The organism is Streptomonospora mangrovi (assembly GCF_027604915.1).
Taxonomy (GTDB): domain Bacteria; phylum Actinomycetota; class Actinomycetes; order Streptosporangiales; family Streptosporangiaceae; genus Streptomonospora; species Streptomonospora mangrovi.
Genome location: NZ_JAJAQC010000080.1, coordinates 1 through 15,235, shown reverse-complemented (window position 1 = coordinate 15,235; position 15,235 = coordinate 1). Strand labels below are relative to the sequence as shown.

11 protein-coding genes are annotated in these 15,235 nt (G+C 77.3%); 9 read left to right on the top strand and 2 right to left on the bottom strand.

The genetic code is table 11. From position 1 onward, the window contains the following. The first annotated feature begins 136 nt into the window (after positions 1 to 136). The 8 genes from LG943_RS26260 (at position 137) to LG943_RS26225 (ending at position 12,828) form a co-directional block, all read left to right on the top strand. Positions 137 to 1,288 (top strand): DegT/DnrJ/EryC1/StrS family aminotransferase, encoded by a 1,152-nt coding sequence (locus LG943_RS26260; protein ID WP_270075062.1) that lies wholly within the window; start codon positions 137 to 139, stop codon positions 1,286 to 1,288. Continuing rightward, positions 1,285 to 2,418 carry a DegT/DnrJ/EryC1/StrS family aminotransferase gene (locus LG943_RS26255; protein WP_270075061.1) on the top strand — a complete coding sequence of 378 codons (1,134 nt, stop codon included), beginning with the start codon at positions 1,285 to 1,287 and terminating at the stop codon, positions 2,416 to 2,418. The genes LG943_RS26260 and LG943_RS26255 overlap by 4 nt, the downstream gene beginning before the upstream one ends. Positions 2,419 to 2,564: 146 nt before the next feature. Next, positions 2,565 to 3,545, top strand: coding sequence for a UbiA family prenyltransferase (locus tag LG943_RS26250; RefSeq protein WP_270075060.1), 981 nt, complete (start codon positions 2,565 to 2,567; stop codon positions 3,543 to 3,545). Continuing rightward, positions 3,542 to 4,894: a protoporphyrinogen/coproporphyrinogen oxidase gene (locus LG943_RS26245; RefSeq protein WP_270075059.1), complete on the top strand. Its 1,353-nt coding sequence runs from the start codon at positions 3,542 to 3,544 to the stop codon at positions 4,892 to 4,894. Before LG943_RS26250 ends, LG943_RS26245 begins: the two co-directional genes overlap by 4 nt. Then, on the top strand, positions 4,881 to 6,443 hold the full coding sequence (locus LG943_RS26240; RefSeq protein WP_270075058.1) for a class I adenylate-forming enzyme family protein: 1,563 nt from the start codon (positions 4,881 to 4,883) through the stop codon (positions 6,441 to 6,443). Before LG943_RS26245 ends, LG943_RS26240 begins: the two co-directional genes overlap by 14 nt. Before the next feature lie 1,095 nt (positions 6,444 to 7,538). Further along, on the top strand, positions 7,539 to 9,473 hold the full coding sequence (locus LG943_RS26235) for a CoA transferase (RefSeq protein ID WP_270075057.1): 1,935 nt from the start codon (positions 7,539 to 7,541) through the stop codon (positions 9,471 to 9,473). 701 nt (positions 9,474 to 10,174) lie between these two features. Then, positions 10,175 to 11,983: a class I adenylate-forming enzyme family protein gene (locus LG943_RS26230; protein WP_270075056.1), complete on the top strand. Its 1,809-nt coding sequence runs from the start codon at positions 10,175 to 10,177 to the stop codon at positions 11,981 to 11,983. Then, complete coding sequence (locus LG943_RS26225; protein ID WP_270075055.1) at positions 11,980 to 12,828, top strand: class I SAM-dependent methyltransferase; 849 nt, start codon at positions 11,980 to 11,982, stop codon at positions 12,826 to 12,828. Before LG943_RS26230 ends, LG943_RS26225 begins: the two co-directional genes overlap by 4 nt. Before the next feature lie 135 nt (positions 12,829 to 12,963). Here the strand turns inward: LG943_RS26225 and LG943_RS26220 are convergent, their stop codons facing one another. After that, a complete protein-coding gene (locus LG943_RS26220; protein WP_270075054.1) occupies positions 12,964 to 13,287 on the bottom strand; it encodes a hypothetical protein in 324 nt (107 codons plus the stop codon). A gap of 208 nt (positions 13,288 to 13,495) precedes the next feature. After that, positions 13,496 to 14,167 (bottom strand): TetR/AcrR family transcriptional regulator, encoded by a 672-nt coding sequence (locus LG943_RS26215; protein ID WP_270075053.1) that lies wholly within the window; start codon positions 14,165 to 14,167, stop codon positions 13,496 to 13,498. A 122-nt stretch (positions 14,168 to 14,289) separates the two neighbouring features. Between LG943_RS26215 and LG943_RS26210 the strand changes: the two genes are divergently transcribed. Further along, entirely contained in the window at positions 14,290 to 15,168 is an 879-nt protein-coding gene (locus LG943_RS26210) for an SDR family NAD(P)-dependent oxidoreductase (RefSeq protein WP_270075052.1), read from the top strand. The last annotated feature ends 67 nt before the right edge of the window (positions 15,169 to 15,235 follow it).

The following is a 15,235-nucleotide window of genomic DNA, read 5'->3' as shown; positions in this document are numbered from 1 at the left end:
CCCCGGTGCCACGGCACCCCCCGGGGTGGTAACACCTGGGCCCCCCCCCGCCCCCCCCCCCGCGCGGGGGGCCCCCGCCGCCGTACCGACCCCGACCGCCGCGCCGGCCGATGCCCCGGCGCCGGCGGCCCCGCCCGTGCCCTTCTTCAGCCAGCGCGCCGCCTTCGCCGAACTGTGGGCGAGCGTGCGGGCGCACTGCGCCGACGTGCTCGACCACGGCAAGTTCTCCCACGGCCGCAAGGTCGCCGAGCTTGAGACCGCCCTGGCGGCCTGGACCGGCGCCCGCCACGTCGTGGGCGTCAACTCCGGCACCGACGCCCTGGTCCTGCTGCTGCGCGCGTGCGGCCTCGAACCCGGCGACGAGGTCGTGGTGCCCGCCTACAGCTTCGCGGCCACCGCCACCTCGGTGGCGCTGGCGCGCGGCCGGCCCGTCTTCGCCGACATCGACCCCGCCACCTACGCGCTCGACCCCGCCGCCGCCGACGCCGCCGTCACCCCGCGCACCCGCGCGGTCATGCCGGCCCACCTGTTCTCGCGCACCGCCGACCTCGACTCCCTCGCCGCCCTGGCCCGCCGGCGCGGCATCACGCTGGTCGAGGACAGCGCCGAGGCCGTCGGCATGCGGTGGAACGGCGTCCACGCCGGGCTGCTGGGCGCCGGCGGGGTGCTGTCGTTCTTCCCAGCCAAGACGCTCGGCGCCATCGGTGACGCCGGCGCCGTGCTCACCGACCGCGACGACATCGCCGACACCGCCGCCGCACTGCGCCACCACGGCCGACGCGGCGCCACCCTCGACAACTTTCCCGGGATCTCCACCCAGACCAGCCTGCCCGGCCTCAACAGCAAGATGGACGACCTCCAGGCGGCCGTGCTGCTGGCCAAGCTCCCCGGCCTGGCCGACGACATCCGCCGCCGGGCCGACCTCGCCGCCGCCTACACCGAGCGGCTGCGCGGCCTGCCCGGGGTGCTGCGGCTGCCCGACCACGCGCCCGGCCCCCACGGCGACCCCCCGGTCTTCTACGTCTACCTGGTCGAGGTCGCCGACCGCGACACCCTGGCCGCCCACCTCGCCGACCACGGCGTGGGCACCGAGGTCTACTACCCCGTGCCGCTGCACCTCCAGCCCTGCTTCGCCCACCTCGGCCACCGGCCCGGCGACTTCCCCCGCGCCGAGGCCGCGTGCGCCTCGGCCCTGGCGCTGCCGCTCTACCCCGACCTCCCGCTCGCCCACGTCGACCGGGTGTGCGACCTGATCAGCCGCTTCTACACCGGACGGGGGCAGACGTGATCCCCTTCTTCCCGCCGGACCTCTTCGCCGAGGACCGCGACGCCCTGCTGGAGGCGGTCCACACCGTGGGCACCGACCCCGACCAGCGGTTCATCCTGGGCCGGCGCACCGCCGCGTTCGAGGACGCGCTGCGCGAGCGGCTGGGCGCCGCCGACGTCGTGGCCTGCTCCAGCGGCACCAGCGCGCTCACCCTCGTGCTGACCGCCATGGGGATCGGGCCGGGCGACGAGGTCGTGGTGCCGGCGTTCGGCTGCGCGCCCCTGGCCGCCACCGTGGCCGTGCTCGGCGCCGTCCCCGTCTTCGCCGACGTCGACCCCTGGACCCTGGTGGCCGACCCCGCCGCGGTCGAGGCCGCCGTCACCGACCGCACCGCCGCCCTCATGCCCGCGCACATGTTCTCGGTCATGGCCGACATGCCGCGCATCGCCGACACCGCCCGGCGCCACGGCCTGCGCCTGGTCGAGGACTCCGCCGTCGCCCAGGGCGGGGTGCTGGCCGGACGCCCGGCCGGCCTCTGGGGCGAGGCCGGCGTGTTCTCCTTCGTCCAGGTCAAGACGTTCGGCACCGCCGGCGAGGGCGGCGCGGTCGTCACCCGCGACCCCGACCTCGGCCAGGCCGTGCGCATGCTGCGCAACCACGGCCAGGACGGCAAGCAGCGGTTCGTGCACCACCGCGTCGGCTACAACAGCCGCTTCGACGAACTCCTGGCGGCGTTCCAGCTCCACCGGCTGCCCGGCCTCGACGCCCGGCTGCGCCGGCGCGCCGAGATCGCCGACTACTACACCCAGCGGTTCGCGCCGCTGCGCGAACGCGGGATCCTCGCCCCGCCGCCGGGGCGCGAGGGCCGCTGCTTCTACGTCTACACCCTGCTCGCCGAGCGCCGCGACGACCTCAAGCGGCACCTGGAGCGCCGGGGCGTGGGCGCCCACGTCTACTACCCGGCGCCGCTGCCGCTCCAACCCGCGTTCGCCCGCTACGCCCCGCCCGGCCGCCGCTGGCCCAACGCCGAGTCCGCCGCCCGGCGCAACGTCTCCATCCCGGTCTACCCGAACCTGACCGACACCCAGGTTGAGCAGGTCGCCGACGCCGTGTGCGCCTTCGCCGACCCCCGGCGGGAGCCCCAGTGGTGAGCGCCGCCCGCACCCCCGGCGGCGGCGCCCGCGCACCCGGGCCGCCCCCGCCCGGCCGCCGGCCCCCGACCGCCGGCCGCCGCCCGCCCCGTGTCCCCCCGACCGCGCGGCCCCCTGCGGGCCGCCGACACCCCCGCGGAGAAGCGATGGCCCACGACTCCCGACCCGCGCCCGCACCGGCGCCCCGCCCCACCGGGCTGGCCAAGGCCGCCGCCTACGCCCGGCTGGCCAAGCTCGACATCATCGACTACTACCTCGGCCTCATCCTCGCCTGGACCCTGCTGGCGCCGGCCGCGCGCTTGGAGCCCGAGGTGTGGGCGGCGCTGGTCCTGCTGCTGGCCGGCGAGGTCTGCATGGTCGCCGCCATGACCTCCCTGGACGACATCACCGGCCTGCGCGACGGCAGCGACGCCGCCAACTACGGCCCCGACGCCCCCCGGCGCAAGCTCGCCCGCAAACCCCTGATCGCCGGCACCCTCACCGAGCGCGAGGCGCTCCGGCTCGCCGCCGCCGCCGCGGTCGGCGCCGCCCTGCTGTGGGCGGCGGCGGTGTGGGCGGCGCCGCACCAGCCGCCGTGGGCCGCCGCCGGGCTGGCGCTGTGCCTGTTCTTCGCCGTGCAGTACTCCTGGGGGCTGAAGATCAGCTACCGCGGCGGACAGGAGATCTTCCTCGTCGCCCTGGGTGTGGGCCTGCTCGTGGCGCCCTACGGCCTGCTCAGCGGCACCGTGGACGCCTTCGTGGTGGTGCAGGGCGTGCTGTTCGGCCTGGGGCCGCTGCTGTTCGGGGTCTACTCCAACACCAACGACATCCCCGGCGACGCCCGGGTGGGGCGGCGCACCGTCGCGGTCCTGGCGTCGGCGCGCGGCAACGCCGCCTTCGTCGGGGCGGTGTCGGCGGCCGAGGCGCTGCTCATCGTCGGCGCCGCGCTGAGCGGGGTGGCGCCGTGGTGGTTCCCGCTGGCCATGGCGCCGGTGGTGGTGCTGCGCGCCGTCCAGTTCACCATCGGGTTCCGCCGCCACGACATCCTGCGCGCCCGCAACCTCGGCATCCGCGTCCACCGCGTCAGCGTGGCCCTGCTGGCGGCCGTCAACCTGGCCGCGCCGGTGCTCGCCGGAGGCCCGGCATGACCCCCGACCTCGACGTCGCCGTGGTCGGCGCGGGCGTCGCCGGCCTGGCCACCGCCCACGCCCTGGCCCGCGCCGGCCGGTCGGTCCTGGTCCTGGAGGCCGCCGACGCGGTCGGCGGGCGCATGCGCACGGTGCGGCGCGACGGCTTCCTGGTGGACACCGGCGCCGAGATGATCGCCGCGCGGGGCTACCCCGCCACCTGGGCGCTCATCCGCGAACTCGGCCTCACCCCCGCCGACGTCCCCCGGGTCCCCGACGCCGTGAACGTGTGGCACCACGGCCGGGCGCACCCGCACGTCGGCCGCCCGCTGGGGCTGCTCACCGGCGCGGGGCTGCCCCCGCGAGCCCGGGTGGACCTGGTGCGGCTGCTGGCGCGCGCCCGCGCGGTGCACCCCGACGCCGCCGAGCACTCCCCGCTGGCCCGCCTCACCGTGGCCGACCTCGCCGCCGGCTACCACCCCGCCCTGGCCGACCGCCTCCTGGCGCCGCTGGCGCGCGGGTTCTTCGGGTGGCGCACCGAGCGCGCCTCGGCCGCGCCGCTGCTCGCCCACCTGGCGGCCACCGGCAGCACCGCCACCTGGCGCACCTACCGCGACGGCATGGACACCCTGGCCCGGCGGCTGGCCGGCGGGCTGGACGTCGCCACCGGCCGCCGGGTGCGCGAGGTCGCCCAGACCCGCGGCGGCGTCCGGGTGGCGTGGGAGGACGGCGCGCTCACCGCCCGCACCGCGGTGCTGGCCGTGCCCGCCCCCGCCGCGCGCCGGCTGCACCCGGGCGCGCCGCCCGACGAACGCGCCTACCTCGACGCCTGCGCCTACGCGCCCATGCTGCGGGTGAGCCTCACCCTGGACCGCCCGCTGGCCGCCCGCCCCGACGGCCGCGGCTTCGTGCTGCTCCTGCCCGCTTCGGCCGACCCCGTGGTCAACGCGGTCACCGTCGACCACCGCAAGCACCCCGGCCGCGCGCCGGCCGGGCACGGCCTGGTCTCGGTGATCACCACGCCCGAGGCCACGGCCGAGCTGCTGGACGCCTCCGACTCCGAGACCGCCGACCGCGTGGTCGAGCGCACCGAACGCTACCTGCCGGGACTGCGCGCCGCCCTGCGCACCGCCGTGCCGCACCGGTTCGCCCACGGCCTGCCCGAGCCCACCTCCGAGGCGCTGCGGCTGCGCCCCGCCTTCCTGCGCCGGCCCCTGCGGCCGGTGGAGTACGCGGGCGACTGGCTGACCCTGCGCCCGTGCAGCGAGGGCGCCGTCGCGTCCGCGCTGATCACCGCGCCGCGGGTCCTCGACCGGTTGGCACGCGGCCCCGTATCCGCACCGGAAGGACGCCACCATGAAGCGGCTTGACCCCGCCACGCTGTTCGACACGCTGGCCGCCGCGCACAGCCCCACCACCGTGCACCTGAGCCGGCCGCTGGACATCGCCCCCGACGGCGGCACCGCCTACGGCATGGCCGGCCTCGCCGATCTCGTGGACACCATGGCCGGCCGGCTGGCCGGGGCCGGCGCCGGCCCCGGCGACGTGGTGGCCGTGGTCAAGGAGAACCACTGGGACTCCACCCTGCTGGCGTTCGCGGCGGTGCGCATCGGCGCGGTGCCCGCGCCGATCTCCGACCACCTGCCGCCCGAGACCCTGGCCGTGCTGCTGGAAAGGCTGCGGCCCGCCGTCCTGGTGACCACCCGCGCGGTCCTCAAGGCGGCGTCCGACGCCGGGGCGGTCCTGCGCGCCGACCGCACGCTCAGCGTCGACGGCCCCGCGCCCGGCGCGGCGGCGCTGGCCGAGGCCGACCCCGGGCGGTCGGCGCCGCACGGGCGCGGCGCCGACGACCCGCTGCTCATCGTGCACACCTCGGGCACCACCGGGGTGCCCAAGCTGGTGCCGCACTCCACCACCACCATGGTGCGCCGGCTCATCGGCTTCGAGGCGCACCGCTGGCCGGTGCTGAGCAGCCGGCCCGACGACACCGTCGCGGCGGCCACCTCCTACGTGCACGGGCGCGCGTTCGCCTGGACCGCCAGCGTGCTGTGGCTGCGCCCGCGCGAGGTCGCGATCGTCGCCGACCACGACCCCGCCTCGGCCGAGCCGTTCCTGCGCGCCCACCCGCCCACCACCCTGGAGGCGCTGCCGGCCACCTACGTGCGGTGGCAGCCGATGGCGGCGCGCACCGACGCCTTCCGCCGCGTCCGCCTCTACATCAGCACCTTCGACGCCATGCACCCGCCCGCCGTCCGCACCTTCCTCAACGCCACCGAGCGCCGCCGGCCGGTGTGGATGCAGGGGTGGGGGCAGAGCGAGACCGGGCCGCTGACCTTCCGGTTCCTCACCCGCAGGGCCGTGGCGGCCCAGGGCGCGCGCCGGCCCACCACCCGCGACCTCGGCCACCCGGTGCCCACCCGCACCCGGCTGCGCGTGGTCGACCCCCAGACCCTGCGGCCGGTGCGGCGCGGCGAGCCCGGTCTGGTCCTGGCGCGCACCAAGGCGCTGGGGCTGGGCTACGTCGGCGAGCAGGAGCGGTGGAGCGCCAAGGTCCTGGACGGCTGGTGGAACACCGAGGACATCGGCGAGCGCACGCGCGGGGGCGGGGTGCGGGTGCTGGACCGCGAGGTCGACGCCGTACCCGGCATGAGCTGCGTGGAGATCGAGGACGTCGTCGACGACCGCATCCCGGCGGTGCTGGAGTGCGTGGTCCTGCGGACCCCGCAGGGCCCGCCGCTGCCCGTGGTCGCCACCGAGGACGGCCACCTGGACGCGGGGGAGTGGCTGCGCGCGGTGCGCGACCTCCCGGCGCTGGCGCCGCCGCTGGTGATGGCCTGGGACGAACTCCCGCGCACCGGCACCGGCAAGGTCCGCCGCCTCGAACTCCGCCGCCGCCTCGTCGGATCCCCCGACGCCTGACCACACCCGCTCGCCCACCGCCGCGGGGCGGTGAGGCCGACAGCGCCGCCGCAGCGCGGCGCCGCCACATCGCCGTGTCGCCGAACCGCGGCGCCGCCCAGAGCACCGCCGCATCGCGGGGTCGCCGACACCGCCACCGAACCGCAGTGCCGCCCGCGGCGCCGCCTGGACCGCAGTGAGGAGAGAACCGCACATGACCGCTGTCCCGCTGTTCCCGATTCCGGGGAAGAACTGGACCGCCGACCCGACCGCGCGCATCGCACCGGGGCGCGGAGCCCCCGCCGAACGCGGCACCGCCGCGCCCCGCCGCCTCCGCGCGGCGGGCGGCGCCTCCACCCGCGCCTACGGGGTGTCCCGGGTATCGGCCCGCCGCGCAGCCCAGGGCCCGGCCCACGCCGCATCCCGCGACACCAGCGTCCCGCCCGATACCAACGAGGCCGCCCCGGCACCTGCCGCTGCCGGCCGTGGAGTCCACGGGCCGGCCCGTGACATGGGCCGGCCGTCCGACACGGGCGAGGTGGCGCCGGTTCCGGCTGCTCCCGGCTGTTCGGGTCAGGGGGCGCACCGTGACAGCGATGTGCTGTCCTCCACGGGCGAAGGCATGTCGGTCCTCGGCGCTGTCGGCCCGGTGAGGTCTACGGGCGGGGGCGTGCGCGCGTCTGCCGTTTCCGGCGGTGCGGGCCAGGGGCCGGCCCATGCAGTGCCTCCTGGCAAAGGCGCCCGGCCTGATGCAGATGGGGGCGTGCCGGTGCCTGCCGCTCCCGGCCGTGCGGACCGCCCCGCTGGGGCGGCCGATGGTGTGGACCGCCTCAGGCGCGCCGGTCGCCGGGGGCGGGCCGAGGCTGGGGCGCGTGGCGTCTCCTGGGTGTCGGTCCGGCCGCGTGGACGCCGTGCCGGGGACCAGGGGGGCGGCGCCGCGCCCACCGCGCGCGGGGTCTCGTGGGTCTTCGCGCGGGAGCGGGGGTACGCCCCGGGGCGCGGCCGCGCCGCGCACCGCTTCGCGGCGGCGCCGGCGGCGCCGGGTTACTCCCGGATCCGCAGCGTCCACGCGGCGCCCGCCCGCACCGGGCGCGGCCCGGGCGCGGGACGGCGGCCGTGACCGTCTCCTCCGTGCAGGGCCGGGGCACCGGCGCCGCCCCGCTGGCGGGGACGGCCGCCGCCCATCGCGGCGGGTCCGCCGTGGGCGGCGTCGCCGCGCGCCACCTCCGGCTGCTGGGATGCGGTGAGGTCACCGAGCACGGCGGCACCAGCGCGCCCGGGGCCCCGGCCGCGCGGCTGGTGCTCACCGATCCCGGCGGCCGGGGCGCGCTGGCCGAGTGCGTGGTCGACTGGGCCGGCCCGGTGGGCGCCCGCGTCGTGGACGAGGCCACCGCGCAGGCCGCCTGCGGCATCATGCACGTCCACGGCCGCGCCCAGGGCGCGCCCGCCGCGCTCGGGGTCGACTACGCCTGCGCCGTCACCGGGGTGCTGGCCGTCCAGGGCCTGCTCGCCGCCGCCCTGGGCCGGCTGCGCGGCGCCGGCCCGCGCGGCGTGGCCACCTCCGTCGCCCAGGGTGCGCTGCTCAGCGTCGGCCAGTACATCGCGGCTGCCACCGCGCCCGACGACGACGCCGACGAGCCGGTGCGTCCGGGCGGACCGCCGTTCACCTCGGCCGACGGCGTGCGGTTCGAGATCGAGACGCTGTACCCCGAGGGTTGGCAGCGCTTCTGGACCGCGCTGGGGGCCGACGGCCCGGCGCTCGCGCGGGGCTGGCCGCCGTTCCAGGGCCGTTTCGGCACCGCCACCAGCCCGCTGCCGCCCGACCTGCACGCCGTCGTGGCCGGCCGCCTCTACCGGGACGTGCTGGCGGCGGCCCGGGCCGCCGGTGTCAGCGCCGTCCGGGTGCGCGCCGGCGCGCCCGCGCCGCCCGATGAACTGGACGCCCACCGGCCGTGGCGGATCGCCGCCGCCGAGGGGGCGCCGGCCCTCCTGGGCGCCGCCGGCCCCGAGGGGGCGTGGACGGATCCGGCCGCGCCCGGCGCCCCGCCGCCACCGTCCGGCGCGGGCGGCGGGCCGCCGCTGCTGGGGCTGGTGGTCGTGGAGTCCACCCGCCGGGTGCAGGGGCCGCTGGCCGGGCACCTGCTGCGGCTGCTGGGCGCCGAGGTGGTGCGGGTCGAACCCCCCGGCGGCGACCCGCTGCGCGGCGTGCCGCCGATGTCGGGCGACTGCTCGGCGCGGTTCCTCGCGCTGAACCGGGGCAAGCGCGTGGTCGAGATCGACATCCGATCGGCGGCCGGCCGGCGTGACCTGCGCGAACTCGTCGCGGGGGCCGACGTGTTCCTGCACAACTGGGCACCGGGCAAGGCCGCCGAGTACCGCCTGGACGCGGACGACCTGCACGCCGTGCGGCCGGGCCTGGTCTACGCCTACGCGGGCGGCTGGGGCGGTGCCCCCGGCGCCGAGGGCCTGGTGGGCACCGACTTCCTGGTGCAGGCGCACAGCGGCCTGGGCGCGCTGGTGCGGCCCGAGGACGAGCCGCCGGCGCCCTCGCTGATGACGCTGACCGACGTGCTCGGCGCGCTGACCAGCGTCGAGGGTGTGCTGGCCGGGCTGCTGGCCCGGCTGCGCACCGGCGCGGGGCAGCGGGTGGACACCTCCCTCTACGACGCCGCCCTGGTGCTCTGCCGGACGGCCCTGCGCGGGCGGGGCGCCGAGCGCGCGTGGCGGCGGCCCCGGTGGACACCGCTGGACCGGCCCCTGGCCACGGCCGACGGCCACCTCGCTCTGTCCGCCCGCGCCCGCCGCGACCCCGAGGCGCTGCTGCGCGCCCTGGGCGTCGGCGCGGGCGCCCCGGACGCCTCCGCCGCCGTGGCCGCCCACTGCCGCGACCACACCACCGCCGACCTCATCGCGGTTCTGGACCGCGCCGGCCTCGCGGCCACCGAGGTCCGCACCGACCTCACCACCTTCGCCACCGACCCCGCCTTCGCCCCGGCACTGATCCACGACGGCGCCGCCTTCGTCCGCACCCCGTGGGAGTTCTCCCCATGAGCGCGCCGACACCGAGTCCCCAGGCCACCCCGGAGCGCCCCCAGCCCACCGCGCCGGAGGGACCGCCACCCACGTCACCGGATCCGGGGTCTGCGGCGACCGCCGGGAAGCGCGCCCGTGGGGCCGTGGTGGTGCCGGGAACCGGCGGCGGGGGTCCGGCGGCATGCGCCGCCGCCCCGTGCCGCCGGGAGCGGACGACCGGCTCGGCGCCGACTCGCCGCGTATCGGTGCTCGCCCGAGCGCTACGCCGGCCGGGGGCCGTCCGTATTCCGGATTTCGGTTTCCGCGGAAGGCCGAGCCCGGCCGCGTGGTCGGGGGCGGGCTGTGCGGGTTGCGGCGGGTGCCGGCCGGTGTCCGGCATCCACCGCGCGCCGGTGGCGGCCGTTCCTGTCCGCCGGGGCGCCCCTGGCGGGCTCGTGTCGGCCACCGGAGTGGGCGCCGTACCGCCCCGCCGGCGGTCCGGGGCGTCCGGGGCGGCGCCGGGTGCCTTCCCGTGGGGGCTCTGGCGGTGGTCGGCTGCGCACCCGCGCGGGCGCCTCCTGCTCAGGCGGTTGCCCTGCCTCGGTGAGCCCGCCCGCGCGTGGGGCGGTCGCCGGATCCGGGCGGGGACACCCGACCGCCCTGGGGGTGGGTGGCCTGCGGGGTGGGCCGCGCTCGATTGAAAGACCTGTCCTGTCGTCTTCCTGTGGGGGTGTTCGCGTATGACCTCGTCTTGGACGTCGAAGAACGGCGTCGTCCTGACCGACCTGGTGCCGGCCGAGCTGCGGCGGTCCTGGGTCGATCGGGGGTACTGTCCCGATCGGGACCTGTACTCGCTGTTCGCCGAGCGCGTGCGCGCGCATCCCCGGCGTGACGCCGTCATCGATTCCGAAGGCGTGCTCGACTACGCCGCGCTCGACGAGCGGGTGCGGCGCACCGCCGCCGTGCTGGCCGGTGCGGGGATCGGCGCGGGCGACATCGTGGCGATCCAGTTGCCCAACGGCCGGCGGGCCGCCGTCGCCGAGTTGGCGGTGGCCGCCGTCGGGGCGGTCTCGCTGCCGTATCCCGCTATGCGGGGCCGGCTCGGCATCACCGCGCTGCTGCGCCGTTCGCGGGCAAGCGCCGTGATCACCGGCGGCGCCGCCGACACTCCCGGCGATCCTGCTGTCTCCGCAACCGCCACCGCCACCGACGCCCCTGACGGCCCCGGCGCCGCCGACCTCGCCGGTGCGGCCGCCGGGGTGATCGATCTGTGTCGGGACCTGACCCACCCCGTTGCCGTGTTCACTTTCGGCGCGGCGCCGCCGGGGGCCGTCTCTGTGGACGATCCCCTCGCCGGCACCGGCGACCCGGTGGCGTCCGGCCGTGCCTGGCGGCCGGCTGCCGTCGATCCCGAGTCCCCCGCCCGGATCCTGGTGACCTCCGGCTCTGAGGCCGAGCCGAAGATGATCGCCTACTCCCACAACGCCATGGCCGGCGGGCGCGGCAACTACGTGGCGGCGCTGCACGACGGCTCGGTGCCCATGCGCAACCTGGTGCTGGTGCCGCTCGCGTCGTCCTACGGCTCCCTCGGCGTGCCCGTGACCCTCGCCCGCCTCGGCGGGACGCTGATCGTGCTCGACGGGTTCGACCCCCGCGCCGCCCTGCGCGCCGTGGGCGCGCACCGGCCGACCCACCTCTTCGCCGTGCCGACCATGCTGCGCCGCATCACCGACCTGCCGCGCCTGCCCGACGAGGACACCTCCTCCCTGCGCGCCGTGGTGACCAGTTCCGCCGTCATCGAGGCCGACGTCATCGCCGCCGCCCGGGAGCGCTTCGGCCGCCCGGTCCTCAACGTCTACGGCTCGGCCGACGGCATGAACTGCCACACCCCCCTCGGCGGCACCGCCCTGCCCGGCGGTGTCACCGGCCCGCCCGATCCCGCCGTCGCCGAGATCCGCGTCGCCGGCACCGACGGCCGTCCGCTGCCGCCGGGCGAGGAGGGCGAGATCTGGGCGCGCGGCCCCATGAGCCCGCTGTGCTACGTCAACGCCCCCGACCTCGACGCCCGCTACCGGGCGCCCGGCGGGTGGGTGCGCAGCGGCGACCGGGGCCGGTTGGAGCCCGACGGCGCGCTGCGGGTCGTGGACCGCATCAAGCGGGTGGTCAAGCGCGGCGGCTACTCCATCAGCCCGCGCGAGGTCGAGGCCCTGCTCGCGCGCCACCCCGACGTGGCCGAGGCGGTGTGCGTGCCCGTGCCCGACCCCGACCTCGGCGAGCGGCTGTGCGCGTGCGTGGTGCCGCGCGCCGGCGCCGGCCCGGTGGCGCTGCCCGGCCTCACCGCGTTTCTGGAGCAGGAGTGCGGCCTGGAACGCGCCAAGCTCCCCGAGCGGCTGCTGGTCCTGTCGGAACTGCCGCTGGGCGCCACCGGCAAGGTGTGCCTGCCCACCCTGGCCGCCCTCGCCGCCGCCGGGCCGCCACCGGAGCCCGCCGCCGGGCCGCCACCGGAACCCGCGGCCGCCGCCCCGGCGCACGCAGGGGGGCAGCGGTGACCGCCCCCTCGGCCGCCGGCCGCCCCGCCGCGTCCGGCCCGGCGCCCGACACCGCGCCCGGCCCCGGCTACGCGTTCGACAACGACAGCGTCCACGCCGCCGAGCAGCACGGCTGCCTGGCCGCCGCCTACGACACCCCCACCACCGCCCACCTGGAGCGCACCGGGGTGGGGCCGGGCTGGCACTGCCTGGAGATCGGCGCGGGCCAGGGCAGCGTGGCCGCGTGGCTGGCGCGCCGGGTGGCCCCCTCGGGGCGCGTGGTGGCCACCGACATCAAGCCGGGCCGCATCCCCGCCGTCCCCGGGCTGGTGGTGCTGCGCCACGACATCGTGCGCGACCCCCTGCCCGAGCGCGCCTACGACCTGGTGCACGCGCGGCTGGTGCTCAGCCACCTGCCGGAGCGGCGCGCGGTGCTGGCGCGGCTGCTGCGGACCCTGCGCCCCGGCGGCCGGATCCAGGTGGACGAGTTCGACTCCACCCACTACGCCGCGCTGCTGCCGGCCGACCCCGACTCCCGCGACCTCTACGCCAGGTTCCACCAGGCCAAGCTCTCGGCGCTGCGGGCATCGGGCGGCGAACCCGCGTGGGGCCGCGACGCGGCGGCCGACCTGTGCGCGGCCGGGTTCACCGAGGTCGAGCCCGTGGCGCACACGGAGGTGTGGACCGCCGACTCCCCCGGGGCGCGGCTCCAGGCCCACCACACCCGCCACCTGCGCGACCGCCTGGTGGCGGCCGGCATGACCGACGACGAACTGGCGCGGGTGCGGCACCTGATGGCCGACCCCGGGTTCCGCGCCGCCTCCTGCGTGTTCTACACGGTCCAGGGGCGCCGGTCCGCCGATTGAGCGGGCGGGGGAGCGGGGACCGGGGGCGGGCGGACCGCACGGACGGAGCGGCCCGCCCGCCCCCGGCTTCCGCCGCCGCGCCCGAGCGGAATTCCCGAGCGCGCCGAACGGATGTTCGCGGCGTTTTCTACGTATTTACCGGACCGAGAACGTGAACACGCCGTCGAGTCCGCCGGGCGGCGCGTGCCATCCCCGGTCGGACTGCACGGTGATTCCCGGGCCGAAGCAGAGCGAATTGGCGTGGATGACGACCTCGGTGTCGGTGCGGTTGATGAGGACGTGGGCGGTGCCGGGCAGGCTGTAGCAGCCCGGCGCGGGGTTCTCGTGCACGTCGAGGTCCTCGAACTCGGTCTTGAACACGACGACCTCGCCGGTGGCGGCGTGCGCGGTGCCGGCGGCGGCAAGGGTGAAGGCACCGGTCAGCGCGGCCGCCGCAAGGGCGGAGAACAGCGTTCGCATGCAGGCTCCAAGCGGGGGGAGAACACGGTCGCGGCACGTTCCGGTGCTTTTCAATCCGGAACGGGACGGGCTGTTTGAATTCTCGCCGCAGGCTCGGGAACGCGTCAATCGATTCCGTGGCGCATGGTGTTTTTCATTCCCGGTCGATCGTTTTCCGGGTGGCCGAATTCTAATTCTTCGAAGAATGTCGTGATTGTCGGTCGCGATGTCATTCGGGCTGCTTTTTCCGCCCCTCCGGGGTCGGCGCGGCGGTGCGCAGCCCGTTGAGGGCGGCGGCCGCCAGCGCGTCGGCGAAGGCGTGGGTGAGCGGGCCGGTGCGGTGCAGCCACCGAGCGGTCAGCGGACCCCAGATCAGGTCCACGGCGACGTCGAGGTCCAGGTCACCGGGCAGTTCCCCGGCCCGCTGCGCGCTGCGCAGCCGCTCCTTCTTGGCCTCGCGCAGCGGTTGGTCCAACCGCTCGGCGTAGGCCCGCGCAAGGTCGGGGTCGTGGGCGATCTCGGTGCTCAGTGCGCGCAGCGGCTCGGAGAAGCGGGGGTCGGCGAACTCGTCCACCGTGGCGCGCAGCACCAGGGCGAGGTCGGCCGCGAGGTCGCCGGTGTCGGGCAGCGCGGCCGTGCCGCCGTCGGGGCCCTGGGAGAGCATCAGCACCGCGTCGAAGAGCACCGCGCCCTTGGACGGCCACCACCGGTAGATCGTCTGCTTGCCCACGCCGGCCCGCGCGGCGATGCCCTCGATGCTCAGCTTGGCGTAGCCGACCTCGCCGACCAGGTCGAAGGCCGCCGTCAGGATGGCGCGGCGCGACGCCTCGCTGCGCCGCGCGGCGTTGGGGGGTCGGCCCTTGGTGGGCGCGCCCGCAGGGGAGTTGCGCTCGGTGTTCACCCCGCGATGCTACCAAACAAAGAGACGAGACGTTTCGTCTTGACAAGAGTCCGTGCATGCGCCATGGTGGTGCTCAGTCGAGGCGATACGGTTCGTCTCGCAGAAGCCTTGGAGGCGATTCCGTGACCACCACCGCTCCCGCCCGAAACCGCGTCTGGTTCATCACCGGCGCCAGCCGCGGCCTGGGCCGGGCGTTCGCCGAGGCGGCCCTGGCCGCCGGCGACCGGGTGGCCGCCGCCGCCCGCGACACCGACGCCCTCGGCGCGCTCGCCGCCGACCACCCCGGCCGCGTGCTCGACCTGCCGCTCGACGTCACCGACCGCGCCGCCGTCTTCGCGGCCGTGGACCGCGCCGCCGACCACTTCGGCCGCATCGACGTCCTGGTCAACAACGCCGGCACCCTGAGCATGGGCGCCGTCGAGGAGTTCACCGAGGAGGAGGCCCGCGCGCAGATGGAGGTCAACTTCTTCGGCGCGCTGTGGGTCAGCCAGGCCGGCCTGGGCCGCATGCGCGCCCAGGGCTCGGGGCACATCGTGCAGGTCTCCAGCATCGGCGCGGTGGCGGGCCACGCCTCCACCGGCCTCTACAGCGCCAGCAAGTTCGCGCTGGAGGGCATGAGCGAGGCCCTGGCCGCCGAGGCCGCCCGGTTCGGGGTGCGCGTCAGCATCGTGCAGCCCGGCGGGTACTGGACCGAGCTGTACACCCGGATGCGCACCGCGCAGCCGATGGCGGAGTACGACGCCATGCGCGCCGAACTCGAGGAGCAGTACGCCTCGGCGGGCCCCACCGACAGCGAGCCCCGCCTGGCGGCCGAGGCCGTGCTCACCCTGGTCGACAGCGACGACCCGCCGCACCGCCTGCTGCTGGGCGGCATGGTCTACGACCTCGCCTTCGACGTCTACCGGCGGCGCATGGCCGAGTGGGAGCGGTGGGAGGGCGTCAGCCGCGCCGCCGAGCACCCGGTGCCGCCGCCGGAGTGGCTGTTCCCCGCCGCCGGGTAGCCCGCGACGCGCGTGCCGGGAGCCGGGCGCCGGCCGGGCCGGGGGCACCGTCCGCTCCCGGCCCGGC